This is a genomic window from Actinoplanes sp. NPDC051859, assembly GCF_044452725.1.
Taxonomy (GTDB): domain Bacteria; phylum Actinomycetota; class Actinomycetes; order Mycobacteriales; family Micromonosporaceae; genus Actinoplanes.
On record NZ_JBITBX010000003.1, the window covers coordinates 423,572 to 445,351 of the forward strand.

A 21,780-nucleotide genomic window follows, 5' to 3' on the forward strand; every position below is an offset into this window, starting at 1 on the left:
GCGCCTCCGGTCATTGGTCTGGGTGAACGAACCTTAGTTTGCCACCGTTTGCCTCCGACAGCCGATAGATGTCGGTGGAGTGGGCCGACGGCATGAGCGGGGGAAGAGACCGTCCGGTAGCGTGCGCGGCGGTGTACTACAGGGACGGTTGAGCTGCCCAGGGGGATGAGAGTGCCGATCACCGATGTGGTCCGGGTCTATGTGCCCGCCACCGTGCCCATGCTGGCCGTTCTTCGCGATTCCGGCAGTCTGGGCAACGGCGAGTTGGTGGCCCATGCCGTGACGCCGTCGCTGCGGGAGTGGTACGCCGAAGGCGACGAAGAGGAGCTGGAATACGTCGCCTTCACCCGCGCAGCCCAGACCGCCCTCCAACTGCTCCACCACGACCCGGCGGCCGCACGTCGACGCGTCGTGGTTTCCGCCGACGTGCCGGCCGCACGGGTGGCGCGGGAGAGCGGCGAGTTGGGGACGAGCCTGGTGCGACTGCCTCAGACCCTCTCCCTCAAAGAGGTCGCCGCTGTCCACGTGGACAGCACGGACGCCGCCGAAGTAGTGGGCGCGGCCGTGGACGCGGTGGAAGCGGCGCTGGCGGGTGACGCGGATGCCCAGTTCACCGTGGACGGGGCCGAGGATCACGAACTCGAGTGGTACGCAGTGAGCGAACTCGGCGAACTGATCTAACCCCGCAGCCGTTCAGTCGGCCCGCGCCCGGCGCTCAATCTCGTCGGGATCCATCCCCACCGGGGCGGCGTCCGTCCCGATTGAAGCGGGTTTCGGGCTCGTCGAGGCGGGGTCGAGCGGTTCGGCAGCTGCATCCGAGTCGGGCGCGGCAGCCCCGGCCGGATCGGCGGAGTTCGGAGTGCCCATTGACCGCCCCACCGCCACCATGGCGGTGAAAGCGCCGACGAAGAGCACGATCAGCCCGACGTTGAGCCGCGAGCCGCTGAGCATCCGTTGCACGGTCAGCTCCAGCTCGCTGACCTTGCCGGCGAGTTCGAGGACGCGGGCTCCGGCCGTACGCGTCAGAATCTCTGCGATGACCAGCAGGAGGCCCGGTCCGGCGCCGGCCAGGGTGTAGAGCGGCCATTTCAGCTCTGTGCCGCTGCGGCGGCGGGCGCGGCGCAGCACGCGGTAGGCGACGAGGCCGGCCGCGAGGCCGCCGAGGACGCCTTGGACGAGGCTGAAGTTGCCCGCCGCGCTGGCCTGGGAGGCCGCGGTGTTGCCCGCGCCGAGGGCGGGCAGGAGGTCGTCCTGCACGAAGGCGAGCAGCACGCCGACGAGGAATGCGGCGATCGCTCCGGCGCCGGCAGCGGCGACCACTCGGGTGTGCCGGAAGCTGGCGAGTGCGCCGCCGATGGTCGCGGCGGCGGCGATGGTGCCGGCGACGACGGCGTAGATCCAGCCCTCAACGTTGATCATGAAGATCGGGAGGGCGCCCAGCAGGCCGATGCCGAGGCCGGCTCCGGTGGTGAGGATGGACCGGACGGTGGCGCCCGGGTCGCGGCCGCCGCGGGTGAGGAAGGCGCGGACGGCGAGCGCGACGGCCGCGCCCGCGACGAGGCTTGCGGAAACCGCGCCGGGCATGGCGTACGCGGTGGAGGTGACCTCCATCGCAACATCGTCCTGGCCGGTGATGGTGGCCCACGCCGACCGCAGCATCGCGGCCATCCACAGCAGGGCTGCAGCCGCCAGGATGAGGCCCGACGAACCCGCCCGTTCCGGCCCGTCCTGGGCGGCTTCGCCCGTCCTGACCTCGCTGTCCACCTCACTCATGGGCCTCAGCGTACGCGTTATCCACAGGCGGCTTCGAGGCCCCGGAGGGGGCTGCCCCGGTGTGTGAGGATGGACCCCAGTTGCCCCCTCAAAGTCGAGGAGTACGTGATGGACGCCCACTTTTCCGTGCCCGTGCCGCGGAATGAGCCCGTTCGCGGATATGCGCCCGGCAGCCCGGAGCGCATCTCGCTGCAAGCACGGGTCGAGGCTTTGGCGGCCGAGCGCCTGGAATTGACCAACACGATCGACGGCGTGCAGCGGATGGGCGGCGGCGACCGGATCGACGTCGTGCAGCCGCACAACCGCCACCACGTGCTCGGTGTCACGGGCAATTCGACCCACGAGGACGCCGCGGCAGCGGTGGCGGCGGCCAAGCGCGCTGCTCCGGGCTGGCGCGCGTTGCCTTACAGCGAGCGGGCCGCGGTGTTCCTGCGCGCCGCTGAGCTGCTCGCGGGCGGCTGGCGGGACACGCTGAACGCTGCCACGATCCTCGGCCAGTCGAAGTCGGCGCAGCAGGCCGAGATCGACGCCGCGTGTGAGCTGATCGACTTCCTGCGCTTCAACGTGGCCTTCGGTGAGCAGATCCTCAGCGTGCAGCCGCAGTCGGCGCCGGGCATCTGGAACCGCTTCGACCACCGGCCGCTCGAGGGCTTCGTCTACGCGATCACGCCGTTCAACTTCACCGCGATCGCGGCCAACCTGCCGGCGGCGCCCGCGCTGATGGGCAACACGGTGGTGTGGAAGCCGTCGCCGACCCAGCAGTTCTCGGCGCACTTCACCATGCGGCTGTTCGAGGCGGCCGGCCTGCCCGCTGGTGTCATCAACATGGTCACCGGCGATGGCATCGCGGTCTCCGATGTGGTGTTGGCCGACCCGGACCTGGCCGGCATCCACTTCACCGGCTCGACCGGCACGTTCCGGCACCTGTGGCGCGAAGTGGGCAGCAACATCGACCGCTACCGGTCGTACCCGCGGCTGGTCGGCGAGACCGGCGGCAAGGACTTCGTGTTCGCGCACGCCAGTGCCGACGCGGATGCGCTGCACACCGCGCTGGTGCGGGGAGCTTACGAGTATCAGGGCCAGAAGTGCTCGGCGGCGTCCCGGGCGTACATTCCGCGGAGCATCTGGGATGGCGGCCTGCGGGACCGGCTTGCGGCGACAGTGGCCTCCATCAAGTACGGCGACGTCACCGATCTGTCCGTCTTCGGCGGCGCGGTGATCGACGGCCGGGCGTTCGCCAAGCACGCGGAGGCCCTGGACCGGATCAAGAACAGCGCCTCCTGCACCGTGCTGGCCGGTGGCACCGCGGACGACAGCGAGGGCTGGTTCGTGGCGCCGACGCTGGTGGAGTCGACCGATCCGGCGCACGAGGTGTTCACCACGGAATACTTCGGCCCGATTCTCGGGGTGCACGTCTACGAGGACGACAACTTCGAGGGCGCGGTGGCGCAGGCGGAGTCGGTTTCGCCCTATGCACTGACCGGCTCTATTTTCGCCGACGACCGGAAGGTCGTGGATTGGGCGGCGGGTGCTCTGCGCAACGCGGCCGGCAACTTCTACATCAACGACAAGCCGACGGGTGCGGTCGTCGGCCAGCAGCCGTTCGGTGGCGCGCGGGGCAGCGGGACCAACGACAAGGCCGGCTCGATGCTGAACCTGCTGCGCTGGGTGTCGCCGCGGACGATCAAGGAGACGTTCGAGCCGCCGACGGCGTGGCAGTATCCCCACATGGGCTGATTGTCCGGTTCGCGGGTCGTCGTCTTTTCTTCCGCACAGTAATCGACGACGATCCGCGGCCTTTGGGAGCCTTCTCGACATGCAGCGCCGTCTGACCGTTTTGCTGCTCCATTTTACCGGTCGACACCCGTCCTCAAGGGCGAAACGCCCGGTCGCGACCCTCGTGGTCGGACTGTCTGTGCGGGACAGTCGCTTGTGGAGACGCAAATTGGACGGATCGGGCGAAATCCTGGACGCCAGAGCGACAAAGTGGCAGCTTAGAAGGCATGCCCGACTCTCAAATCAATCCCACGGCTGCCGCACTGCTCGGCCTGCTGCATGACGGGCCGATGACCGGCGGACAGCTCATGGCGGCTGCCGAACGTCGCCTCGGGCCCTACTGGTCGATGACGCGGAGCCAGGTCTACCGCGAACTCCCCGTCCTCGCCGAGATGGGCTACGTCCGCCTCGGCAAGCCGGGACCTCGGTCCAGTCAGCCCTACGCCATCACCGCGTCCGGTAAGCGTGCCTTCAGCAAGTGGCTCGCCGAAGCTCCCGGCCGCGACGCCATCCGCAATCCGATCGCCCTGCGGGTCGCCTTCGGTGAGCAGCACGCGGGTGGCCAGCTCAAGACGCTCTACACCGGCGCCAACGAGTACCACTCCGAGGCCTTGGCTATGGCTAAGGAGCAGGCCAAGGAGGCCAAGAAGGCGGGCGACGCGTACGGCGCCGCCGCGCTGGAGTTCGCGGTCGCGTACCACAAGGCTGCCCTGACCTGGCTCAAGGCCGCGCCCGCTCAGTGACGGTGCGATTCACTCAGCACAGGCCGCCCGGCCACGACAAGGGCCGGGCGGCGTATTCTCAATCGTCGTGAGTGCAGCCGACTTTCCTGAACAGCTCAAGGCGCTCGACGCCACCCTGCGCAACATCGAGAATGTGCTCGACCTCGACAAGCTGCGCCGGGTGCGTGCAGAGCTCGAGGAGCAGGCCTCCGCCCCCGATCTGTGGGACGACCAGGCGCGGGCCCAGGACGTCAATTCCCGGCTCTCGTACGCCGCCGGCGAAATCTCGAAGATGGAGAAGCTCCGGGCCCGGCTCGACGACGCCGGCCTGCTGCTGGAGATGGCCGAGGCCGAAGGCGACGACGACTCGGTCACCGAGGTCGGTGACGAGCTGGTCAAGCTGCAGAAGGCCATCGAGGAGATGGAAGTCCGCACCCTCCTCTCCGGCGAGTACGACTCCCGGGAGGCCGTCGTTGCCATCCGGGCCGGCGCGGGCGGCGTGGACGCTGCCGACTTCGCCGAGATGCTGCTCCGGATGTACCTGCGCTGGGCGGAGCGGCACGGCTACCCCACTGAGGTGTACGACACGTCCTACGCGGAAGAGGCGGGCCTCAAGTCGGCCACCTTCGCCGTCAAGGTGCCGTACGCGTACGGGACGCTGAGCGTGGAATCGGGCACCCACCGCCTGGTGCGGATCAGCCCGTTCGACAACCAGGGCCGGCGGCAGACGAGCTTCGCCGGCGTCGAGGTGATGCCGGTGGTGGAGCAGACCGACAGCATCGAGATTCCGGAGAACGAGATCCGGATCGACGTCTACCGTTCGTCGGGACCGGGTGGGCAGAGCGTCAACACCACCGACTCCGCGGTGCGGCTGACCCACATTCCGACCGGCATCGTCGTGACGTGTCAGAACGAAAAGTCCCAGCTGCAGAACAAGGCATCGGCCATGCGGGTGCTGCAGGCGCGGCTGCTCGAGCGTAAGCGTCAGGAAGAGGAGGCCAAGATGGCCGGCCTCAAGCAGGACACCACGGGTTCGTGGGGCGACCAGATGCGCTCGTATGTGCTGCACCCGTACCAGATGGTGAAGGACCTGCGTACCGAGCAGGAGACGGGCAATCCGTCGTCGGTCTTCGACGGCGAGCTCGATGAGTTCATCGAAGCGGGCATTCGTTGGCGCAAGCAGTCGCAGAAGGCCGAGTAGTCGTTGGCGACACGCCGCCTGAACGATGAGTCAGGCGGCGTTCACCCAGGGTGGAACTTGCGCCCCCGGACGCCAAGATCTGCCCGAGTGGACGCGAAAACCGACGACCGGCGGGCTTGGCGTACTCGTCACACCGCGTAGACTCTCCACCCGTGATTCAGCTCGAGAACGTGACGAAGACGTATCCGAAGGCGTCTCGGCCGTCGTTGGACGATGTCAGCGTCGGTATCGAGAAGGGTGAGTTCGTCTTCTTCATCGGCCCCTCCGGTTCCGGCAAGTCGACGATCATCAAGCTCCTGCTGCACGAGGTGGCTCCCTCGCGCGGCAAGGTGGTGGTGAATTCCAAGGACGTCACCACGATGCGGTCCTGGAAGATCCCGCACTTCCGGCGCTCGATCGGCTGCGTGTTCCAGGACTTCCGCCTGCTGCCCAACCGCACTGCGTACGAGAACGTGGCGTTCGCGCTCGAGGTGATCGGCAAGACCAAGGCCGTGGCCCGTCGGGTCGTGCCCGAGGTGCTGGAGCTGGTCGGCCTGGGCGGCAAGGAGCACCGCTACCCGCACGAGCTGTCCGGTGGTGAGCAGCAGCGTGTCGCGGTGGCGCGGGCGTTCGTCAACCGGCCGCTGATCCTGCTGGCGGACGAGCCCACGGGCAACCTCGACCCGGACACGTCCATCGAGATCATGCGCCTGCTGGACCGGATCAACCGGACCGGCACGACGGTCGTGATGGTGACGCACGACTCCAACATCGTCAACCAGATGCGCCGTCGGGTCATCGAGATCGAGAGCGGCCGGATCGTCCGCGACCAGGCGCGCGGCGTTTACGGCTAGCCCACCCGGGCCCCGCGGCCCCCCACGCTTTCCTTGATCTACGAACGCGGAGTCCCGGAGGGAACCCCCGAATGCGTTTCAAGTACGTCCTCAACGAGGTGTTGGTCGGTCTGTGGCGCAACGTCACGATGACCATCGCCATGATCATCACCATGTCGGTGTCGCTGACCATGCTCGGCGCCAGCGTGCTGATGTATATGCAGGTCGACCAGATGAAGGACTACTACTACGGGGAGATCCAGGTCTCGATCTTCCTGCGCGAGGACGTCACCGAGGCTCAGCGCAGCGCCATTGACCAGGCGATCACGCAAAGCTCGCTGGTGCAGTCGAAGGAGTACGAGAGCCGCGAGGCCGCGTACCAGAAGTTCCAGGTGCTCTGGCGGGACTCGCCCGACTTCGTGAAGTCGGTCGGCCCGGAAAGCCTGCCCGAGTCCTACCGGGTGAAGCTCAAGGACCCGGAGCAGTACGACGCCTTCGCTGAGCAGATCCGGGGTCAGCAGGGCATCCAGGACATCGTCGACCAGCGGGAGCTGCTGGAGAAGGTCTTCAAGATCTTCAACGCGTTCCAGACGATCTCGCTCGTCGTGGCGATCTTCATGGCCCTGGCCGCACTCTTGCTGGTCGGCAACACGATCCAGGTCGCCGCGTACAGCAAGCGCCGCGAGGTCGCCGTCATGAAGCTGGTCGGCGCGTCGAACTGGTTTATTCAGGCGCCGTTCGTGCTCGAGGCGGTGGTCGCCGGTCTGATCGGTGCGTTGCTCGGTTTCGGCATCATTCTGATTTCCAAGATCGTGCTGCTGGACGGGCGCCTCCAGGCCTTGATGAACGTGCTCACGCCGATCCCCGACGGCAACGTGTGGCTGATGTTGCCGTTGCTGGCCCTGGTGGGCGCCGGGTTCAGTGCCATTACCGCCTGGATCACCCTGCGCTTCTACCTCAAGGTCTGACGACCCGACTCGGCCCAAAAACACCGATCGCCGCGCTTTTCACCGGAGAAGCGCGGCGATCGCGTTGTGTGCGGTTTCCGCAGAAAACTGCATAAAGTCGGGGTACGGTGACTCATCGTGAAGTCCCTAACGTGCCGATATCGCCGCATCCGTGCCGCACTGACCCTGGGCGTGAGCGCACTCTGCACGATCGGGCTCCTCGTCACCACACCCGGCGCCGTGCACGCCGACCCCAAGGACGACGCCCGCAAGGCCGCCCGCGCCGTCGACCGCGCCCAGGCGATCCTCGAGGACGCCACCGAAACCGCCCGTAACGCCGCCCGGCGCCTGGAGATCGCGACGGCTGCCCTGCCCGCAGCCCTGGAGAAGGTCGCCACCTCGCGCGGCCTCGTCGCCGCCGCATCCGTGCAAGCCGCGACCGCGCGGAGCAAGGCCGACACCGCCCGGAAGGCGTACGACGCCACCGCCACCGCCTTCGACCAGGCGCAGGACCGGGTGGACGTGGCACACGACCGGGTCGACGACATCGCGGCCGCTTCCTACATGGGTGGCAACTTCGCCGCCATCAACGTCCTCATCGGCGCGCGGGGTCCCCAGGACGCCATCGACCGGATGGACCTCATCGACCAGGTCATGCGCAAACAGCAGGACGGCGTGCAGGACCTGATGGTGGCGCGGCGCGCCGCGCGTACCGAACAAGACCGGGCCGGGCTCGCCAAACGCACCGCGGAAGACGCCGAACGCGAAGCCACCGACAAACTCACCGCAGCGCGCGACGCCCAGCTGGCCGCCCAGAAAGCCCGCGCCACCATGGTCAAGCTCGCGCAAAGCCGCAAGTCCGCCCTGAGCCTCGCCCGCTCCCAGCGCAGCGCGGTGCTCGCAAAATACGAACAGGCCCGCGCCGAAGAGGAACGGATCCAGAACGCGCTGCGCAACTGGGACGACAAGAACGGCGGCAGCAACTACGCGGGCGGTGCACTGCGCATGCCCGTGCACGGCTGGAAGACCAGCGACTTCGGCAGCCGCTACGACCCCTACTACCACGTGTGGCAGCTCCACGCGGGCATGGACATCGCCGCCGGGGGCGGCAGCCCGATCCACGCCGCGGCCAGCGGCAAAGTCGTCCAGGCCGGCTGGGCCGGCGGATACGGCAACTACACCTGCATCAACCACGGCCGCAAGAAAGGCCAGAGCTTCACCACCTGCTACGGCCACCAATCCAAAATCCTGGTCCGGTACGGCGAATACGTCCGGCGCGGCGAAGTCATCGGACGGGTCGGCACGACCGGCGCCTCCACCGGCTTCCACCTGCATTTCGAGACGCGCTTCGGCGGCGTACCGAAGAATCCGGCGCAATATCTGCCGAGCTGTCTGTGCTGACCCAGCGCTAAGATACGAAGGTCCGGCCGTCGGCCGGGCCTTTTTTCTGCACACCCGGGAGTCGAACATGCCGCGCGAACAGGGGCGCAAGGTCGTGGCCTCGAACCGCAAGGCGCGGCACGACTACGCCATTCTCGACACCTACGAGGCCGGGATGGTGCTGACCGGCACCGAGGTCAAGTCGCTGCGCGCCGGCCGGGCCTCGCTCGTCGACGCCTTCGGCCACGAGAACCACGGCGAGATCTTCCTGCACGGCATGCACATCCCGGAGTACACGCAGGGCACCTGGACCAACCACGAGCCCCGCCGCGTCCGCAAGCTCCTCCTCAACCGTGAGGAGATCCACAAGCTGATGGGCAAGCTCCGCGACGACGGCGTCACCCTCGTCCCCCTCCAGGTCTACTTCCACAATGGGTACGCGAAAGTGGAGATCGGCCTGGCCAAGGGCAAGAAGGCCTACGACAAGCGCCAGGATCTCGCCACCCGCGATGCCAACAAGGAAATGTCCCGGGCACTGGGCCGCCGACGCAAGGGCATGGATTGACGGGTACCCTCGCCCGCGGCCCACTCCAGCCGCGAAGGGACCCCCAGTGCCCGGCAAACACGCCGCGAGGCAGTTCGGCCTGCCTCGCTACTCGTTCGTCATCGCCGCCGCCGCGGTGCTCGTCCTGCTCGTCGGCTGGGTCGCTTTCCGCGCCGCCGGACCGGACAAAGAGCAAGACCAGCCCATCCTGGTCGTGCCGTCCACCACCCCCGCGGCGCTCGCGCTGCCGGTCACCACACCCCCTTCGACGGGTACGCCGAAAGCCAAGCCGGTTACGCCCGCCGCCAAGCCGGTTACGCCCGCCGCCAAGCTCACCCGCACCGTCGCTCCGGTCAGCACCTCTTCCACCCCGGCGCGGCGACCCTCCTCCCGGCCGCCAGCGTCAGCTGCGCCGCCCGTGGTGGTGTTGCAGGCCGACTACCGCACGGGTGCCGAGAACCGTCGCAGCTTCATCGGCGGGATTCAGATCAGCAACCCCGGCGCCGAACCCCGCGAATGGCAGGTGGCCCTCACCTATGCCGCCGACTCAGCGGTTGAACTCACCGGGGTGATGAACGCGGAAAGCAGCCACACTGGCGACACCTGGACCCTCACCGGCCCCGCCCTCGCGCCGGGCGCGACCACCCTCATCGGTTTCCAGGCCACCAAGCGCACCCGGGACGCCGTCCGCCCCGTCACCTGCGCCGTCAACGGCACGCCCTGCCGCGTCAACTGATGCCGGACGGCACGCCCTGCCGCGTCAACTGATGCCGGACGGCACACCCCGCCGCGTCACGCTGATACCGGAATGACCTCCGGGCGACGACACGCTAGTCTGGAGGACGGCAACCGCAGCAGCGGTCGTCCGACAAGGGGGGTGACTGGTTTCGACTTCGTACGTGGAGACAGGGGAAGCGAGCCGAGGAAGCCGACGTCGTCTCGAGAATCGGTCGTCGGAAACTTATAAGCGCCAAGGATAACACCCGCGCTGACTTCGCTCTTGCCGCCTGAGGTAAGTAGCAAGTCTGTCGGACTGAGCACACCTTCGGCTCAGATCTCCGGCATCAGCTAGAAGGTTGGCCAAACGATTCCGGTCGCGGGGATTGTGCGGCGAGATTAATCAGCGACTGGGCCCGTCACACCAAGCTTGCTCACGTGATCGGTGGGGCCGAGTAGAGGCACAGTGAGCTGCGCTCGGAGAAGCCCTGACAAAACAACGAAGGACCCGGGTTCGATTCCCGGCACCTCCACTGCACGATCGCCGAAGGCGCCGTTCCTGAAAGGGACGGCGCCTTCGACGGCATCATGGCTTGGTTTGGTCACAGGAATCCAGCGGCCGTCATGGTGACCAGAACAGCAGGTACAGCTATCGCAAATGTTGTCGCTGCGGCCTTCACGCGGCTTACCCAGGAGGGTTGGGGGAGCGCTGCCGCAACTACGGCGCTCACCACTCCAATGAGCACTGCGACGGTGACGAGCAGCAGCCGTACTGCGATGTCGTTGTTCACGGACGCATCACCGGTCGCTGTGGTGCGGGCGGATGGACTGTAACCACACTCTTGCGCTGGAACCGTTGTCGATCTGCCAGAAGCTCCAGCCGTTGCGGTTATCGTTGACGCTCGGGTTGTAGTGCCGGACGATCGCGCGCGCGGCGCCTGTTGGCGACTTGAATGACTTCCCCGCGAGTGGGCCGTCAGTGATCTCGACTCTGGCTGGTTCGAAGTACTGGGCGCGAACCCGGTGACCTTCGTAGTCCGCGTATATCGCGACACCTTGACCCGCCGGCTCAGGACCATCTCGGGGTGGAGCGGCTCCTCCCACCAGACGCCGGATGATTTCGCCTTCGCTTACATTCGCCATCCGAGCCGCGAAAGACACCGCTTGCTTCGTGGCTTCATCGACGTCAATCGTTGCCATGCCTTACCTCCGTCGTTACGGTAGAGGAGATTGAAGCGTAGAACAAGTGAACTCAGCACGATCGTTATGGATCGTGCCTGGTGAGTAGATTGTAAGACTCAAGATTCAGTCTACTTGCTTTGCGTCCGCTGGAACGGAGTTCAGGACGCTAGGCCGCTTTCGTTGTGTGGGCAACTGCTTTGGCAGGCGACCTGCCGCGGAGTCCGGTGTACTAACGTCTTCCTGGTGACAGAGCGGAGCAACGTGTACGAGCCCATGACTGTCGCGCGGCTCGGAACGCTGCTGGCCGGCGCTGACGACTCGGTTCGGTGGCGTCTGGTCGCTGAGTTCCTGGAGGAGTATCGCTGGGAGCCAGCCAGGTCGCGTACGGCGCTGCTTGAAGACGAGCCAGCCAGAACGGGTGACGAACACTGGGACGTGTTTCTGGCCGCCCTAGCCGAGCACGTAGCTGCTCGCGACGGACGGGACGGGCCTGCCTGGGCCGGATCCAGGTCCTTGCACCGGTTCTGGTTCCCGTTCAACGGTCGTGCCGCCAGGGTCGATGCGGTTGTCCACGCGCCGGCGGCATTCCGGCGCCGCGGCGTCTTCGTCGCGCGGCAAGAGCTGGAAGTGGCATGACCGACGGCGGTGTGTTGCTTGATCGAAGTGCGATCGAGGACGCTTTCCGCCGGTTGGGTGATCGGCTGGCCCGTCGAGGCGTGGTGGCCGATCTCTACATCTTCGGTGGTGCAGCGATGTCAATGGTCTACGACAGCCGCCGAGCCACTCGCGACATCGACGCTGTATTCAAGCCGCACGGTGTTGTACTCGAAGAGGCGCACGCCGTGGCGGATGAACTGGGTCTGCCTCGGTGGTGGCTGAATGAGCAGGCCAGCGTCTACATCGCTCCCGGTGGCGACAGTGCTGCCTCAAGGGTCTTCGACCACCCCGGTCTTCGTGTGTCGGCCGCCTCACCAGAGCACCTCTTGGCGATGAAGGTCTTGGCCGGCCGCCGTAGGGACGCCGATGACGTGAAGGTGTTGGTGACGCACCTCCAACTGGCATCGGTCGCTCAGGTGCTGGAGCTACTTGCGGAAGTGTTCCCGGAGGAAGAGGTTCCGCCAAGGGCTCGGTTGATTCTCGAAGACATTTTCGATCCCGAGCAGTCCTGAGCTCAGCGAGTCGGCACCACGAGATCGGCGAGTATGTCACGGAGCTCGGCGATTCTCCTCGCCGGGTTCAAGTAAGCGGTCAAGACCTCCACGAGTCCCAGGGCCCTGTCCGCGGAAAGCGCGGACCAGGAGGCCACATCCTGTCAGCTTCAGGGGTCGATCCCCCCGGAGGCCCCCGCGGTGCGGGGGTTGCGCCAAGTAGGTCAGGCCGGAGACTGGGCCAGCGTCTTCTGAGTTTGGCTAGGCGGGCATCCCCCGGCCATCGGCGATGTCTTGTCCCAGCAGCCGGGCGGATGCGACCGGGAAGTCGGATCCCTCCTCTGGTCTAAAGCTGAACGCAGCCAGCCGCGCTGGTAGGCCACTGCTCTCTCCGGCCGTCCGCTACCAGACCGGCTTCTCGGCATCGGTCGACTGTCGGCGCCGACTATCGCGAACTAGAGGTATTTGTGGAGGCGGATGGTGGTGGATGTGGGAGTGGTGTGGATGCGGACGAGGTCGCAGAGGTCGTTGGCGAGGATGAGGCCGTAGCCGCCGAGGCGGTCGGGGCGGGGTAGGCGCCGGCCGGCCAGGGGGTCGGTGAGGTGGCCGGCGTCCTGGACCTGACAGATGAGGACGCCGGGTTCGGTCCAGATGGTGATGTGGCCCTGGTCGTCGGTGTGTTCGATGGTGTTGGCGGCCAGCTCGTTGGCGGCGAGGACCAAGTCTTCGGTGCTGTCCGTCGACAGGCAGGCAGCCGCGTGCCGGCGGACGAAGCAGCGCACTGCGGCCAGCGAAGAGCTTTCGCCGTACGCCAAGGATTCGGCGTCCTCGGGCGGGGCCGGGAATTCGTGGTTGAAGGTGGCTGCCGTGGCCAGCGGGTCGGTGTAGCGGTCGCTGGGACGATGGACGCCGGAGTCGAGCATCGTGGGATGGGTGCGCCAGGCGTCTTCGATGGCCTCGGGTTCGAGGCGTACGGCGTCATAGGGGCAGAGGATCGCCGCGTCGTGGTGGGCGAAGGCCGTGTTGATCAGAGCTTCGTGGGTGGCGCAGGCCGGATATTCCAGGGCGGTGCGGTCGGGCCACATCGGCTCGCCGACCATGGAGATGTGGCGACCGGGGTGGTCGGCCGCGAACTTGAGCAGAATCCGCGGGATGATCCGGCCCGGATTGCGGCCGGCGATTGCCATGTCGGTGAAGACGACGCCATCGGCGACGTCGGTCAGGGCGTCGCGGATCAGGTCCAGGTTTTTGTCGGGTACGGCCACCAGCACGGGATCGCCATCGGTCAGGGCCGCGCGAACGAAAGCCGTGGTGCCCGCGACGTACTCGTCCTCGCCGCGGTACAGCAGAGCCGGATGGTCGAAGCGGGAGTCCGACCGGTAGCCGGTCAGGTCGGCGCGTCTTTCTGCGCGCGCCGTGCACTCGGCGATGGAGATGCCGTCACTCATGCGGAATCCGTCTCGTCAGAGAATCCGGGGTCGGGAAGGCCCTGCCCGCGGTCTGGGCGGCCAGGGAAGGCGGCCAGGGAAGTCGTGCGTGGAACCGGGCTGCTCGGGTCGGTCGTGCCCGGAGCTGAGAGACAGGCGTGATCGGGCGGTCGCGGTGAGACTCCAGCAGCCGAGGCAAGGTCGGAGCAGTGCCCACCAGTCGTAGACGTCCGGCCGACCGCTGCTAAGAGGTCGCCGGTGTAGATCACCCGATCGTGGTTGGGCAGCCTGGTCCGGGCCACCTGGGCCAACGTTTCTGGGCGCTTGCCGCCGCCGCCGCCGTCGTCGACGAGCCAGCGCGCATGATCACCGTGCGTGATCTGTTCGAGCGGGGCCACGGACCTTCCCTCTGCAGGCCACGATTACGTGCCGTACACCGTACTTGGGGGAAGGGGTAGCAGAGGGTAACTCTAAAGGGTGAGCTGACCCGTCAGGGGAGGGTCAACGGCAGCTCGATGCCGTCGAGGGTGGAGCCGCAGGCGCATTTTCGCTCCACCGGCAGCCGGGTCACCGCATCGAGCAGGACCTCGCGAAGCCGGTCGGTGTTCTCCCGGAACACCTGGAACACCTCGGTCATCGTCACCCCGTGGTCGCCCTCCACGCCCGCGTCCAGGTCCGTCACCAGCGCGATGGCGGTGTAACAAACAGCTAGCTCCCGGGCGAGTACTGCTTCCGGGTGACCTGTCATGTTGACGATCGTGCCGCCGATCTCGGCGAACCACCGCGACTCCGCCCGGGTGGAGAAGCGCGGCCCCTCCACCACGACCATCGTGCCGCCGTCCACCGGGTCGAGCCGCTCCCCGGCGGCCAACACCGCCCGGCGCCCATCCGGGCAGTACGGGTCAGCGAACGACACGTGCACCGCGCCGCTGTCGTAGAAGGTCTGCTCGCGGCCGCTGGTCCGGTCGATGAGCTGATCAGGCACGACAAACGTGCCCGGCCCCAGCTCGGGACGCAGGCCACCCACCGCGCACGGCGCCACGATCTGCCGTACGCCCAAAGAGCGTAACGCCCACAGATTGGCCCGGTAGGGAATCTTGTGCGGCGGGAACCGGTGATCCCGCCCGTGCCGCGGCAGGAACGCCACCCGACGCCCTCCCACCTCAGCGATGGTGATCCGGTCCGAGGGCGCACCGTACGGCGTGGACACGTCGTGCTCGGTCGCGCCCGTCAGGAGGGCGTACAGCCCCGATCCACCGATGACGCCGATCTCCGCCTCTGGGTGTCGCTCGTTCATGCGCAGACCTTATCGGTGGCCCGAGACGCAAGCTAATGTCCAAGCATGGCGGGAGAGCGAGGCTGTCGTGTTCAGTGAAGAGCAGCGCATCGGAGGTCGGTCGGTGGAGTCGATGACCGGGCAACTGCTGGTCGCGACCCCCACCCTGAAAGACCCCAACTTCGACCGTACGGTCGTGCTGCTCGTCGCCCACGAAAGCGGCGGCGCGCTGGGCGTCGTGCTGAACCGGGCGACCGAAGTCCCCGTCTCCGACGTCCTCGGCGACTGGGGCACCCTGGCCGGCGACCCGGCGGTCCTCTTCGAAGGCGGCCCCGTCCAGCCCGAGTCGGCCATCTGCCTGGCCCGCACCCGCCCCGACGTCAAACAGCGAGTCACCGGCTTCCACCAGGTCGCCGGCGCCCTCGGCACCGTCGACCTCTCCGCCGACCCGGACCGGCTGCGCGAGAGCGTGGCGGGCATCCGAGTCTTCGCCGGCTACTCCGGCTGGTCCGCAGGCCAGCTCGAAGACGAGATCGCCGCCGGCTCCTGGTTCGTCTTCGACGCCCTCCCCGGCGACCCCTTCATCGACCGCCCCGACGACCTCTGGGCCATGGTCCTCCGCCGCCAGGGCGACATCCTGGCGGCCGTGGCGCACTTCCCACCGGACGTCTCGCTGAACTGAGCCCCCTGCGGCACCGGGGCTGTGGAGGTGTGTACTATTCCCTCTGTGCCCGGGAGACCGGACATGCATGGCAAGGGGCTGTGGCGCAGCTGGTAGCGCACCACACTGGCAGTGTGGGGGTCAGGGGTTCGAGTCCCCTCAGCTCCACCCTTGCGAAACGCCCGGACCGACGGTCCGGGCGTTCTTGTTTATGCCGGATCATCTCGCCGCCGTCATCCACTATGAGCACGGAGTCGCGGGGGAGCGGAGGCAGCGGTCAGGATCCTGGCCCGGCGGGTGCTGACCGGACTCATGGAGCCGAGCGCCCTGACCGTAGGGCGCACAGCGCATTCGGTCACGAAACACTGGACCTGGCTGAGCCCCTGGTCGACGCGGACGTCATCGCGGAGGCTCGCCAAATCGTGGGCGCTCCTGACCTCACTCCCACGGAATCTTCCTAGCCGGCTCCCGTGATGGTGGCGGTGGAGCCGTACTCGCCGGCTTGGCTGTAGGCCAGGATGTGGTACGTCGCGCGGGCCGGGGCGGTGGGGTCGGTGAACTGTTCGGTGCGGGTGGTGCCGGCGACCAGGCCGATGCGGTCGACGAGGTGGATGTCGCCGGTAGTGGTGTGGTCGACCGAGATGAAGGGGGCGGCGCGGACGGAGCCGGGTGGGGCGGTGTGGGAGTCGGTGCTGGTGATCCAGTTGCGGGCGGTTTCGACGGCGTCGGGGTTGCCGGTGGTGACGCGGGCGATGCAGTTGTTGTCCGCGTCGTAGAACTCCATGCCGGTTTGGGCGCGTTGGCCCTGCCCCACGAGAGCCTGGTAGGACGCGACCGCCGTGTAGGTCCGACCCGCGGTGACCGGGATCGGTGGGCCGGCTGCACTGACCGGGCCGTCGGCCGTGGCCGTGAGGGCCAGCGAGCTGGTGCCTACCGCGCCCGCGCCCGTGTAGTGGGTGACGGTGGTGCCGGCACCCGGAGTGTACGCCGAGACGTCGGCCGTTTCGAGGCTGGAGTCGGCCGCTGAGACGAGGTTGCCGGGGATGGTTTCGCTGCCGGTGGGGAGGTTGGCGATTTCCTGCCCGTCGCGGAACACCTTGTAGCCGGCGATGGCGATGTCGGGCTGGACGTAGCTTTCGTCCCAGGTGAGGGTGCCGTCCTTCAGGGCCGGGGTGAGCGGGGCGTACGGGGCGGCCAGGCCGTGGCGGGTGAGGTAGCCGAGGAGGCCGGTGGCCGTGTTGGGGGTGCCGGTGGGGCCGGTGAGGATGGTGTTCCTGAGCGTGCTTTTTGCGGAGCGGGCACCGAGCTGGACGCCGTACCAGGTGGTGTGCCGGGGGTGGCGGTCGTCGAGTGTGTCGGTGATCGTGTTGCCGAAGATGGTGTCGCCGGAGCCGATGCCGATCGCGATGCCGCTGGTGTCGAAGGTGCCGCCGCCGGTGCTGTAGGCGGTGGAGCCGTGGGCGCCGGCGTTGGAGATCGTGTTGCCGGTGATCGTGTCGGGGGCGTTCTTGACCCGGTCCAGCTGGCCGGCGATGACGATGCCGGACTCGGTGGGGCGGACGATGAGGTTGTCGCGGACCACGTTGGCGCCGCCGGGGCGTACGTAGTGGTTCTCGCCGGCTTTGCTGATGTCTTTCCAGCCCTTGAGGGTGCCCCAGCGGGGATGGTCCGGGTCGCCGGTGAAGTAGTCGTCGTAGGTGATGGTGACGCCGGGGCCGTACGAGTCGATGATGCGGTTGCCGGCGATGAGCGCGGCACGCGGGTTGGTGATGTCCTTGTTGGAGCCGACCGGATCGTATTTGCCGTTTGACTGCAGGACGATGTGCGCGCCGTACAGCAGGTTGTCGGTGATGGTGGCCTCGGGCACGCCTTCCAGATAGATGGTGCCGTAGTCGCCGATTTTGCGGGCGGCGGCGACGGTCGGGTTGGTGTAGATCGTGTTGTAGCGGATGGTGGGCCGGATCGCGTTGGTGAAGTCGATGCCGTTGCCGCGGATCGTCTCGTCGAACTGGTTGTGTTCGATGACGACGTTCTCGTTGCGGCCGCCGCCACCGATGTTGTCTTCGTCGCCGGATTCGGCGCCGCCCCAGTTGTCGAAGCGGTTGTCGACGATGTGGACGTTCTTGGCGCTGTGCACCCACATTTTGAAGTATTCGACATTGGTGACCCGGACCTGGCGGACAGTCCAGCCGTCGCCGACGCTGATGCCGCCACCGGTGTTTGTGCCGGCGTCGGGCAGGTCGCGGAAGTCGCAGTCCTTCGCGGGCCGCTTGGGCAGGTCGGTGGGGATCGGTGCGCCTGCGCCGGTGCGACAGTTGCCGTTCACGGTGAGGTCGGAGACGAGCTGGGTGCTGCCCGGCGCGTTGACGTCGTTGTGTCGCACGATGGTGCTGTAGTTCCAGTTGGCTGGGGTGCTGGGGTCCATGCGCAGGACGGTCGCGGTGATGCCGGCGCCGCGCAGACTCACGTACGGTGGCAGTCGCAGGCCTTTGTTGATCAGCCATTCGCCGGCCGGGAGGAAGACGGTGACGCCGACCGCCGAGCTGCCTTTGCCCTCTTCGTCGAGGCCGGTAAGGACACGGGCGTCGTCGATCGAGTGCTGCAGCCGCTCGTAGTTCTTCTTGCTTTTGGCGGCGGGAGCTGGTCCGACGATGCAGGTGGGGTCGGCGGTGCACGCCTCGCGTGTCAGCGCGGCCGGGCTCACTGTCGCCGCCAGCGAATAGCCACCTTCTGCGGCTGCCGGACCGGGTGCGGTCGGAGGGCCAGCCTCTTGCCCGCTGCAGGCAGCCAGGAGCGGGGTGGCGAGCAGCGGCAGCAGGACGGCGGGGACGACGCGGCGAACAGCCCGGAGGCGGTCACGGAACGGCATCCGGGCAACTCCAGGCAAGCGGCAGCGTCTGACGGCCGGGTGCCGCCGTGATGTCTATCGGCAGCTCAGGGTTCGGGAATACCAACTTCTTCCCATACCCCCTGTGGTGTTGGTCACGACACTGGGCCGGGGGCGTGTTGTTCACCCGGGAGACCACCGCTGATCTCACCCGGGAGACCACCGCTGATCTCACCCGGGAAACCACCGCTGATCGAAGCAGGACACAATGGCGGCATGGTCGAATTCGCGCTTCAGGTGCAGCCGCTCGATGCTCGGGAGTGGGTCGAGACGGCGCAGCGGGCGGAGGCGGCGGGCTTCACCACGCTGCTCGCGGCTGACCATCCCGGATCGTGCGCGGCGCCGTTTGTCGCGCTGGCTGCCGCCGCCGCGGTCACGTCCACCATCAAGCTCGGGTCGTATGTGGTCAATGCCGGGGTGCGGGAGCCGATGCTCCTGGCCGCGGACGTCGCCACCCTGGACGTGGTCTCCGGTGGGCGGGCGCTGCTCGGGCTCGGCGCCGGACATACGCCGGCGGAATGGGACGCCGTCGGTCGGGTGCGGCCCGGGGTACGCGGCCGGGTCGAGCGCTGCATCGCCGTTGCCGACGCCACGGTGCGCCTGCTGGGTGGGGAGACGGTGACCGTGGCCCAGCCCGGACTGACGATGCTGGACGCTCGTCTGGAAGCGCCGCGGCCGGTCCAGGAGCGGATCCCGCTGCTGATCGGTACGGCGAATTCACGCCTGCTGGGCTGGGCAGGTCAGCACGCCGACGTGGTGGGGCTGACCGGATTCGGGCGCACCAAGTCCGACGGCCACCAGCACGAAGCACGCTGGCGGCTCGCCGAGATCGACGCGCAGGTCGCCCTGGTCCGCGCCGGTGGAGACGCGGCGCTCGAGGCGCTGGTCCAGATCGTCGAGATCACCGACGACGTCGACGCGGTCCTCGGCGAGCAGGCCGAGCGGATGGGCATGAGTGTCAGCGAGCTCCGCGAGGTGCCGTTCCTGCTCGTCGGCACCGAGGACGAGATCGCCGCGGCGGTGCGCCGGAACGAGGAACGGTGGGGGATCACGCGGTACGCCGTACGCAGAAACGCTCTTGATCTGCTCGGTCCGCTCCTGCCGCGGTTAACCGGTCACTCGGCGAGCAACTCCTGACCGACCTGCTTGCGGAACTCCACGTAGATCTGCTTGTAGCGGGCAACCGCGGCGTTGTTCTCGCCGCGTTCGAGCAGCCCCAGGATCTCCTCGTGGCCGGTGATCCAGGACTGCCAGAGGTTGCTTTCCGCGCCCATCGCCAGGATGCGCAGCGTCCGGGCGACCACCAGATCCACCATGGATTGCAGCTCGCGGTTGCCGCTGGCGAGGATCACGATCGTGCTGAAATCCGCCCCGGCCGCCCCACCCGCCAGCACGTTCCCGGACCGCAGCCCCTCCACGAACTCCTTCTGCCGCTGGCGCATGAGGTCGAGATGGGTGGCGGTCAGGTTCTCCACACCCCACTCGAAACCGGCGCAGGCCAGCACGCTCATCACGTCGATGAGCTCGAGGGCGTTCTTCTGCGTCACCTTGGTGACATGACGGGTACGGTTGGGGGCGATGTCGATCAGACCCTCCACGGAGAGCTGAGCGATCGCCTCCCGGACCGGCGTGATGCTGACCCCGAGCCGGGCCGCCAGTTCCGCGTCCTTGATCAGCGTGCCGGGCGGGAGCTCGCCCGTCACGATCTCGTTGCGGAGCTGTCGCACCACGGCAGCCGTACGGGTCGGCGGGACCGTATAGGACATACGGAGAGCCTACCTATCGTCACATACTGCTGTGATTGAGGCTGGCTACCTACTTTTCGGTGGTACCGGAGAGCGTCTTGCCGGTCTGGAGGCTGGGCGGGGCGTTCCACTTCAACAGGGCCGCCTTGGTGCAGCGAGTCGTCCGGACCACGGCCGTACCGTCGGTATGGGTTTCGGGCTTCGCCGCGGTCAGGTCGGTCGGCGTCAGGCACTCGCCTCGGCTGCTCACGATGGTGTACCTGGTGATGTCGTCCTTGGTCTCGCCGTACATCTTCCACTTGAGCTCGTCCGGGATCGCTGCCGGCAGCGGTGCGGTGGCGGAGCAGCTGACCATGGTTACCAGCCCGCCGGGGCTGTCCGGGCGACGCAGACAGTAGCCCGGATTGCTCGTGCCAGCCGTGCGGATGCGGCCCCACACCGCGGTTTCCTTGCTGGTGGCGACCGGTGGCATCGTCCACTGCTGGTTCCAGGAGACGTTGCCGTCCGGCGCCTGCTTGCAGAACCAGACGATCATGTACGGATAGGTGGGCGTGTGGTTGGTAACGTCCAGGCATCGACTGAACTGCTTGAAGTTGACCAGTTGGCCGGTGTCGGCCGATGCGCCACCCGCACCCGCGGCAGGGTCGGTACGCCACACGCTCTGGTCGCTGCCGGTGCTGCAGCTGCCGAGGACGATCATTCGCGGCGATCCGCTGGTCTGAGCGTTCAGGCAGTATCCGTTGACGTTGACACCATCCGTGGTGCCACGAAGCCGCGAGTTGTTGTCGAGACTCCACTGCTGAACGGCGGTGCGACCCAGGCAGGGCTTGAAGATGACCACCGCGTTGTTGTTCGTCGTCGTGCCCTGCAGGCACAGGCCGTTGGGGCTGGCGGTGGACTCCGAATACATCAGCTTGATGTTCAGGTCCTTGGTGTACGCGAACCGCTGCTCGCTGGCGCCGCCGGTCTTGCAGGCGGCCAGGGTCAGGGTCGGCGCCTTGGTGACGGCATTGTCGGCGCCGTCCATGCACATCGGAATGGTGGATCCGAGCCGGATTGCCCCGCCGGCGGTGTTCGCGGTGCTGCGGCGGAAGGTGTATGTGCTCTCCACGGTCCTCGTGTCCGGCTTTCCCGGCTCCAGAACAGCGGTGGCCGAGTAGGAGCCGGTGACGGTCAGCACCGCCTTGGTCGGCACCTGGGTCGGTGGGCAGGCGATCGGCACCGCCGAGGTGTCGTCGTTGTCGTCCTCGAGCTGACCGTAGTAGGCGACCTTCACCCGATACCGCAGGCGTGGAGTCGTCTTGCCGTTGGTGTCGGCTGTCTCGTCACCGGCGTTCTCCGCGCCGGTGATGTCGCAGGGCGGCAGGGTTTCCAGGTTGCCCACCAGCGTCGCACCCGACCCGGTCGACGCGGCACGGAGCTGGGCCATGGCGGCGTCGAGGCCGGCGTTGGCGGCGTCGATCGACTCCGTACGCTGGTCGGCCGTGCGGGTGGCGGTGATGGTGCTGACCACGACTGGCGCCATCGACGCGGTCAGTCCCATCGCTACCAGGCTGACGAGAATCGCCATCGGCATCGATCC

Annotated in this window: 21 protein-coding genes, 1 tRNA gene and 1 other RNA gene; 15 read left to right on the forward strand and 8 right to left on the reverse strand. The window is 67.5% G+C overall.

What is annotated here, in order from left to right; genetic code table 11:
• Window positions 1-177: 177 nt before the first annotated feature.
• Window positions 178-681, forward strand: a complete 504-nt coding sequence (locus ACIA1L_RS09895; RefSeq protein ID WP_396072466.1) for a DUF6912 family protein — start codon at window positions 178-180, stop codon at window positions 679-681.
• A gap of 12 nt (window positions 682-693) precedes the next feature.
• Here the strand turns inward: ACIA1L_RS09895 and ACIA1L_RS09900 are convergent, their stop codons facing one another.
• Window positions 694-1,773 carry a hypothetical protein gene (locus ACIA1L_RS09900; RefSeq protein WP_396072215.1) on the reverse strand — a complete coding sequence of 360 codons (1,080 nt, stop codon included), beginning with the start codon at window positions 1,771-1,773 and terminating at the stop codon, window positions 694-696.
• 108 nt (window positions 1,774-1,881) lie between these two features.
• Between ACIA1L_RS09900 and pruA the strand changes: the two genes are divergently transcribed.
• The 9 genes from pruA to ssrA all read left to right on the forward strand — a co-directional run bounded on the left by pruA (window position 1,882) and on the right by ssrA (window position 10,408).
• Window positions 1,882-3,510 carry an L-glutamate gamma-semialdehyde dehydrogenase gene (gene pruA, locus ACIA1L_RS09905; RefSeq protein WP_396072216.1) on the forward strand — a complete coding sequence of 543 codons (1,629 nt, stop codon included), beginning with the start codon at window positions 1,882-1,884 and terminating at the stop codon, window positions 3,508-3,510.
• 266 nt (window positions 3,511-3,776) lie between these two features.
• Window positions 3,777-4,292: a PadR family transcriptional regulator gene (locus ACIA1L_RS09910; protein WP_396072218.1), complete on the forward strand. Its 516-nt coding sequence runs from the start codon at window positions 3,777-3,779 to the stop codon at window positions 4,290-4,292.
• A gap of 67 nt (window positions 4,293-4,359) precedes the next feature.
• Window positions 4,360-5,472, forward strand: coding sequence for a peptide chain release factor 2 (prfB, locus tag ACIA1L_RS09915; RefSeq protein WP_396072219.1), 1,113 nt, complete (start codon window positions 4,360-4,362; stop codon window positions 5,470-5,472).
• Between the two features lie 152 nt (window positions 5,473-5,624).
• Window positions 5,625-6,305, forward strand: a complete 681-nt coding sequence (gene ftsE / locus ACIA1L_RS09920) for a cell division ATP-binding protein FtsE (protein ID WP_106128051.1) — start codon at window positions 5,625-5,627, stop codon at window positions 6,303-6,305.
• A gap of 71 nt (window positions 6,306-6,376) precedes the next feature.
• On the forward strand, window positions 6,377-7,252 hold the full coding sequence (gene ftsX / locus ACIA1L_RS09925; protein WP_396072220.1) for a permease-like cell division protein FtsX: 876 nt from the start codon (window positions 6,377-6,379) through the stop codon (window positions 7,250-7,252).
• 117 nt (window positions 7,253-7,369) lie between these two features.
• Complete coding sequence (locus tag ACIA1L_RS09930) at window positions 7,370-8,632, forward strand: peptidoglycan DD-metalloendopeptidase family protein (protein WP_396072221.1); 1,263 nt, start codon at window positions 7,370-7,372, stop codon at window positions 8,630-8,632.
• 67 nt (window positions 8,633-8,699) lie between these two features.
• Window positions 8,700-9,176, forward strand: a complete 477-nt coding sequence (smpB, locus tag ACIA1L_RS09935; RefSeq protein ID WP_396072222.1) for an SsrA-binding protein SmpB — start codon at window positions 8,700-8,702, stop codon at window positions 9,174-9,176.
• A 46-nt stretch (window positions 9,177-9,222) separates the two neighbouring features.
• Window positions 9,223-9,891, forward strand: a complete 669-nt coding sequence (locus ACIA1L_RS09940) for a cellulose binding domain-containing protein (protein WP_396072223.1) — start codon at window positions 9,223-9,225, stop codon at window positions 9,889-9,891.
• A 137-nt stretch (window positions 9,892-10,028) separates the two neighbouring features.
• Window positions 10,029-10,408, forward strand: a transfer-messenger RNA (tmRNA) gene (gene ssrA, locus ACIA1L_RS09945).
• 66 nt (window positions 10,409-10,474) lie between these two features.
• Here ssrA and ACIA1L_RS09950 read toward each other — a convergent pair.
• Entirely contained in the window at window positions 10,475-10,663 is a 189-nt protein-coding gene (locus ACIA1L_RS09950; RefSeq protein WP_396072224.1) for a hypothetical protein, read from the reverse strand.
• Between the two features lie 7 nt (window positions 10,664-10,670).
• Complete coding sequence (locus ACIA1L_RS09955; RefSeq protein ID WP_396072225.1) at window positions 10,671-11,072, reverse strand: hypothetical protein; 402 nt, start codon at window positions 11,070-11,072, stop codon at window positions 10,671-10,673.
• 225 nt (window positions 11,073-11,297) lie between these two features.
• Here ACIA1L_RS09955 and ACIA1L_RS09960 point away from each other — a divergent pair, with 225 nt between their 5' ends.
• Window positions 11,298-11,690, forward strand: coding sequence for a hypothetical protein (locus ACIA1L_RS09960; protein WP_396072226.1), 393 nt, complete (start codon window positions 11,298-11,300; stop codon window positions 11,688-11,690).
• Window positions 11,687-12,223, forward strand: coding sequence for a DUF6036 family nucleotidyltransferase (locus ACIA1L_RS09965; protein WP_396072228.1), 537 nt, complete (start codon window positions 11,687-11,689; stop codon window positions 12,221-12,223). The genes ACIA1L_RS09960 and ACIA1L_RS09965 overlap by 4 nt, the downstream gene beginning before the upstream one ends.
• A 434-nt stretch (window positions 12,224-12,657) precedes the next feature.
• Here ACIA1L_RS09965 and ACIA1L_RS09970 read toward each other — a convergent pair whose 3' ends face one another.
• Both ACIA1L_RS09970 and ACIA1L_RS09975 read right to left on the reverse strand, forming a co-directional pair.
• Window positions 12,658-13,650 carry an anti-sigma factor RsbA family regulatory protein gene (locus tag ACIA1L_RS09970; protein ID WP_396072229.1) on the reverse strand — a complete coding sequence of 331 codons (993 nt, stop codon included), beginning with the start codon at window positions 13,648-13,650 and terminating at the stop codon, window positions 12,658-12,660.
• Between the two features lie 469 nt (window positions 13,651-14,119).
• Window positions 14,120-14,926: an S-methyl-5'-thioadenosine phosphorylase gene (locus ACIA1L_RS09975; protein ID WP_396072230.1), complete on the reverse strand. Its 807-nt coding sequence runs from the start codon at window positions 14,924-14,926 to the stop codon at window positions 14,120-14,122.
• A 112-nt stretch (window positions 14,927-15,038) separates the two neighbouring features.
• On the opposite strand from ACIA1L_RS09975, the gene ACIA1L_RS09980 reads away from it, so the two are divergent.
• Window positions 15,039-15,587, forward strand: coding sequence for a YqgE/AlgH family protein (locus ACIA1L_RS09980; RefSeq protein WP_396072231.1), 549 nt, complete (start codon window positions 15,039-15,041; stop codon window positions 15,585-15,587).
• Window positions 15,588-15,661: 74 nt separating this feature from the next.
• Window positions 15,662-15,734: transfer RNA gene (locus ACIA1L_RS09985), tRNA-Ala, on the forward strand.
• A 289-nt stretch (window positions 15,735-16,023) separates the two neighbouring features.
• Here the strand turns inward: ACIA1L_RS09985 and ACIA1L_RS09990 are convergent.
• Window positions 16,024-18,435: a hypothetical protein gene (locus ACIA1L_RS09990; RefSeq protein WP_396072232.1), complete on the reverse strand. Its 2,412-nt coding sequence runs from the start codon at window positions 18,433-18,435 to the stop codon at window positions 16,024-16,026.
• A 234-nt stretch (window positions 18,436-18,669) separates the two neighbouring features.
• On the opposite strand from ACIA1L_RS09990, the gene ACIA1L_RS09995 reads away from it, so the two are divergent.
• A complete protein-coding gene (locus tag ACIA1L_RS09995; RefSeq protein WP_396072233.1) occupies window positions 18,670-19,590 on the forward strand; it encodes an LLM class flavin-dependent oxidoreductase in 921 nt (306 codons plus the stop codon).
• Here ACIA1L_RS09995 and ACIA1L_RS10000 read toward each other — a convergent pair.
• A complete protein-coding gene (locus ACIA1L_RS10000; RefSeq protein ID WP_396072235.1) occupies window positions 19,569-20,219 on the reverse strand; it encodes a GntR family transcriptional regulator in 651 nt (216 codons plus the stop codon). The genes ACIA1L_RS09995 and ACIA1L_RS10000 overlap by 22 nt on opposite strands.
• A gap of 49 nt (window positions 20,220-20,268) precedes the next feature.
• Window positions 20,269-21,768: an RICIN domain-containing protein gene (locus ACIA1L_RS10005; protein ID WP_396072237.1), complete on the reverse strand. Its 1,500-nt coding sequence runs from the start codon at window positions 21,766-21,768 to the stop codon at window positions 20,269-20,271.
• Window positions 21,769-21,780 lie beyond the last annotated feature (12 nt).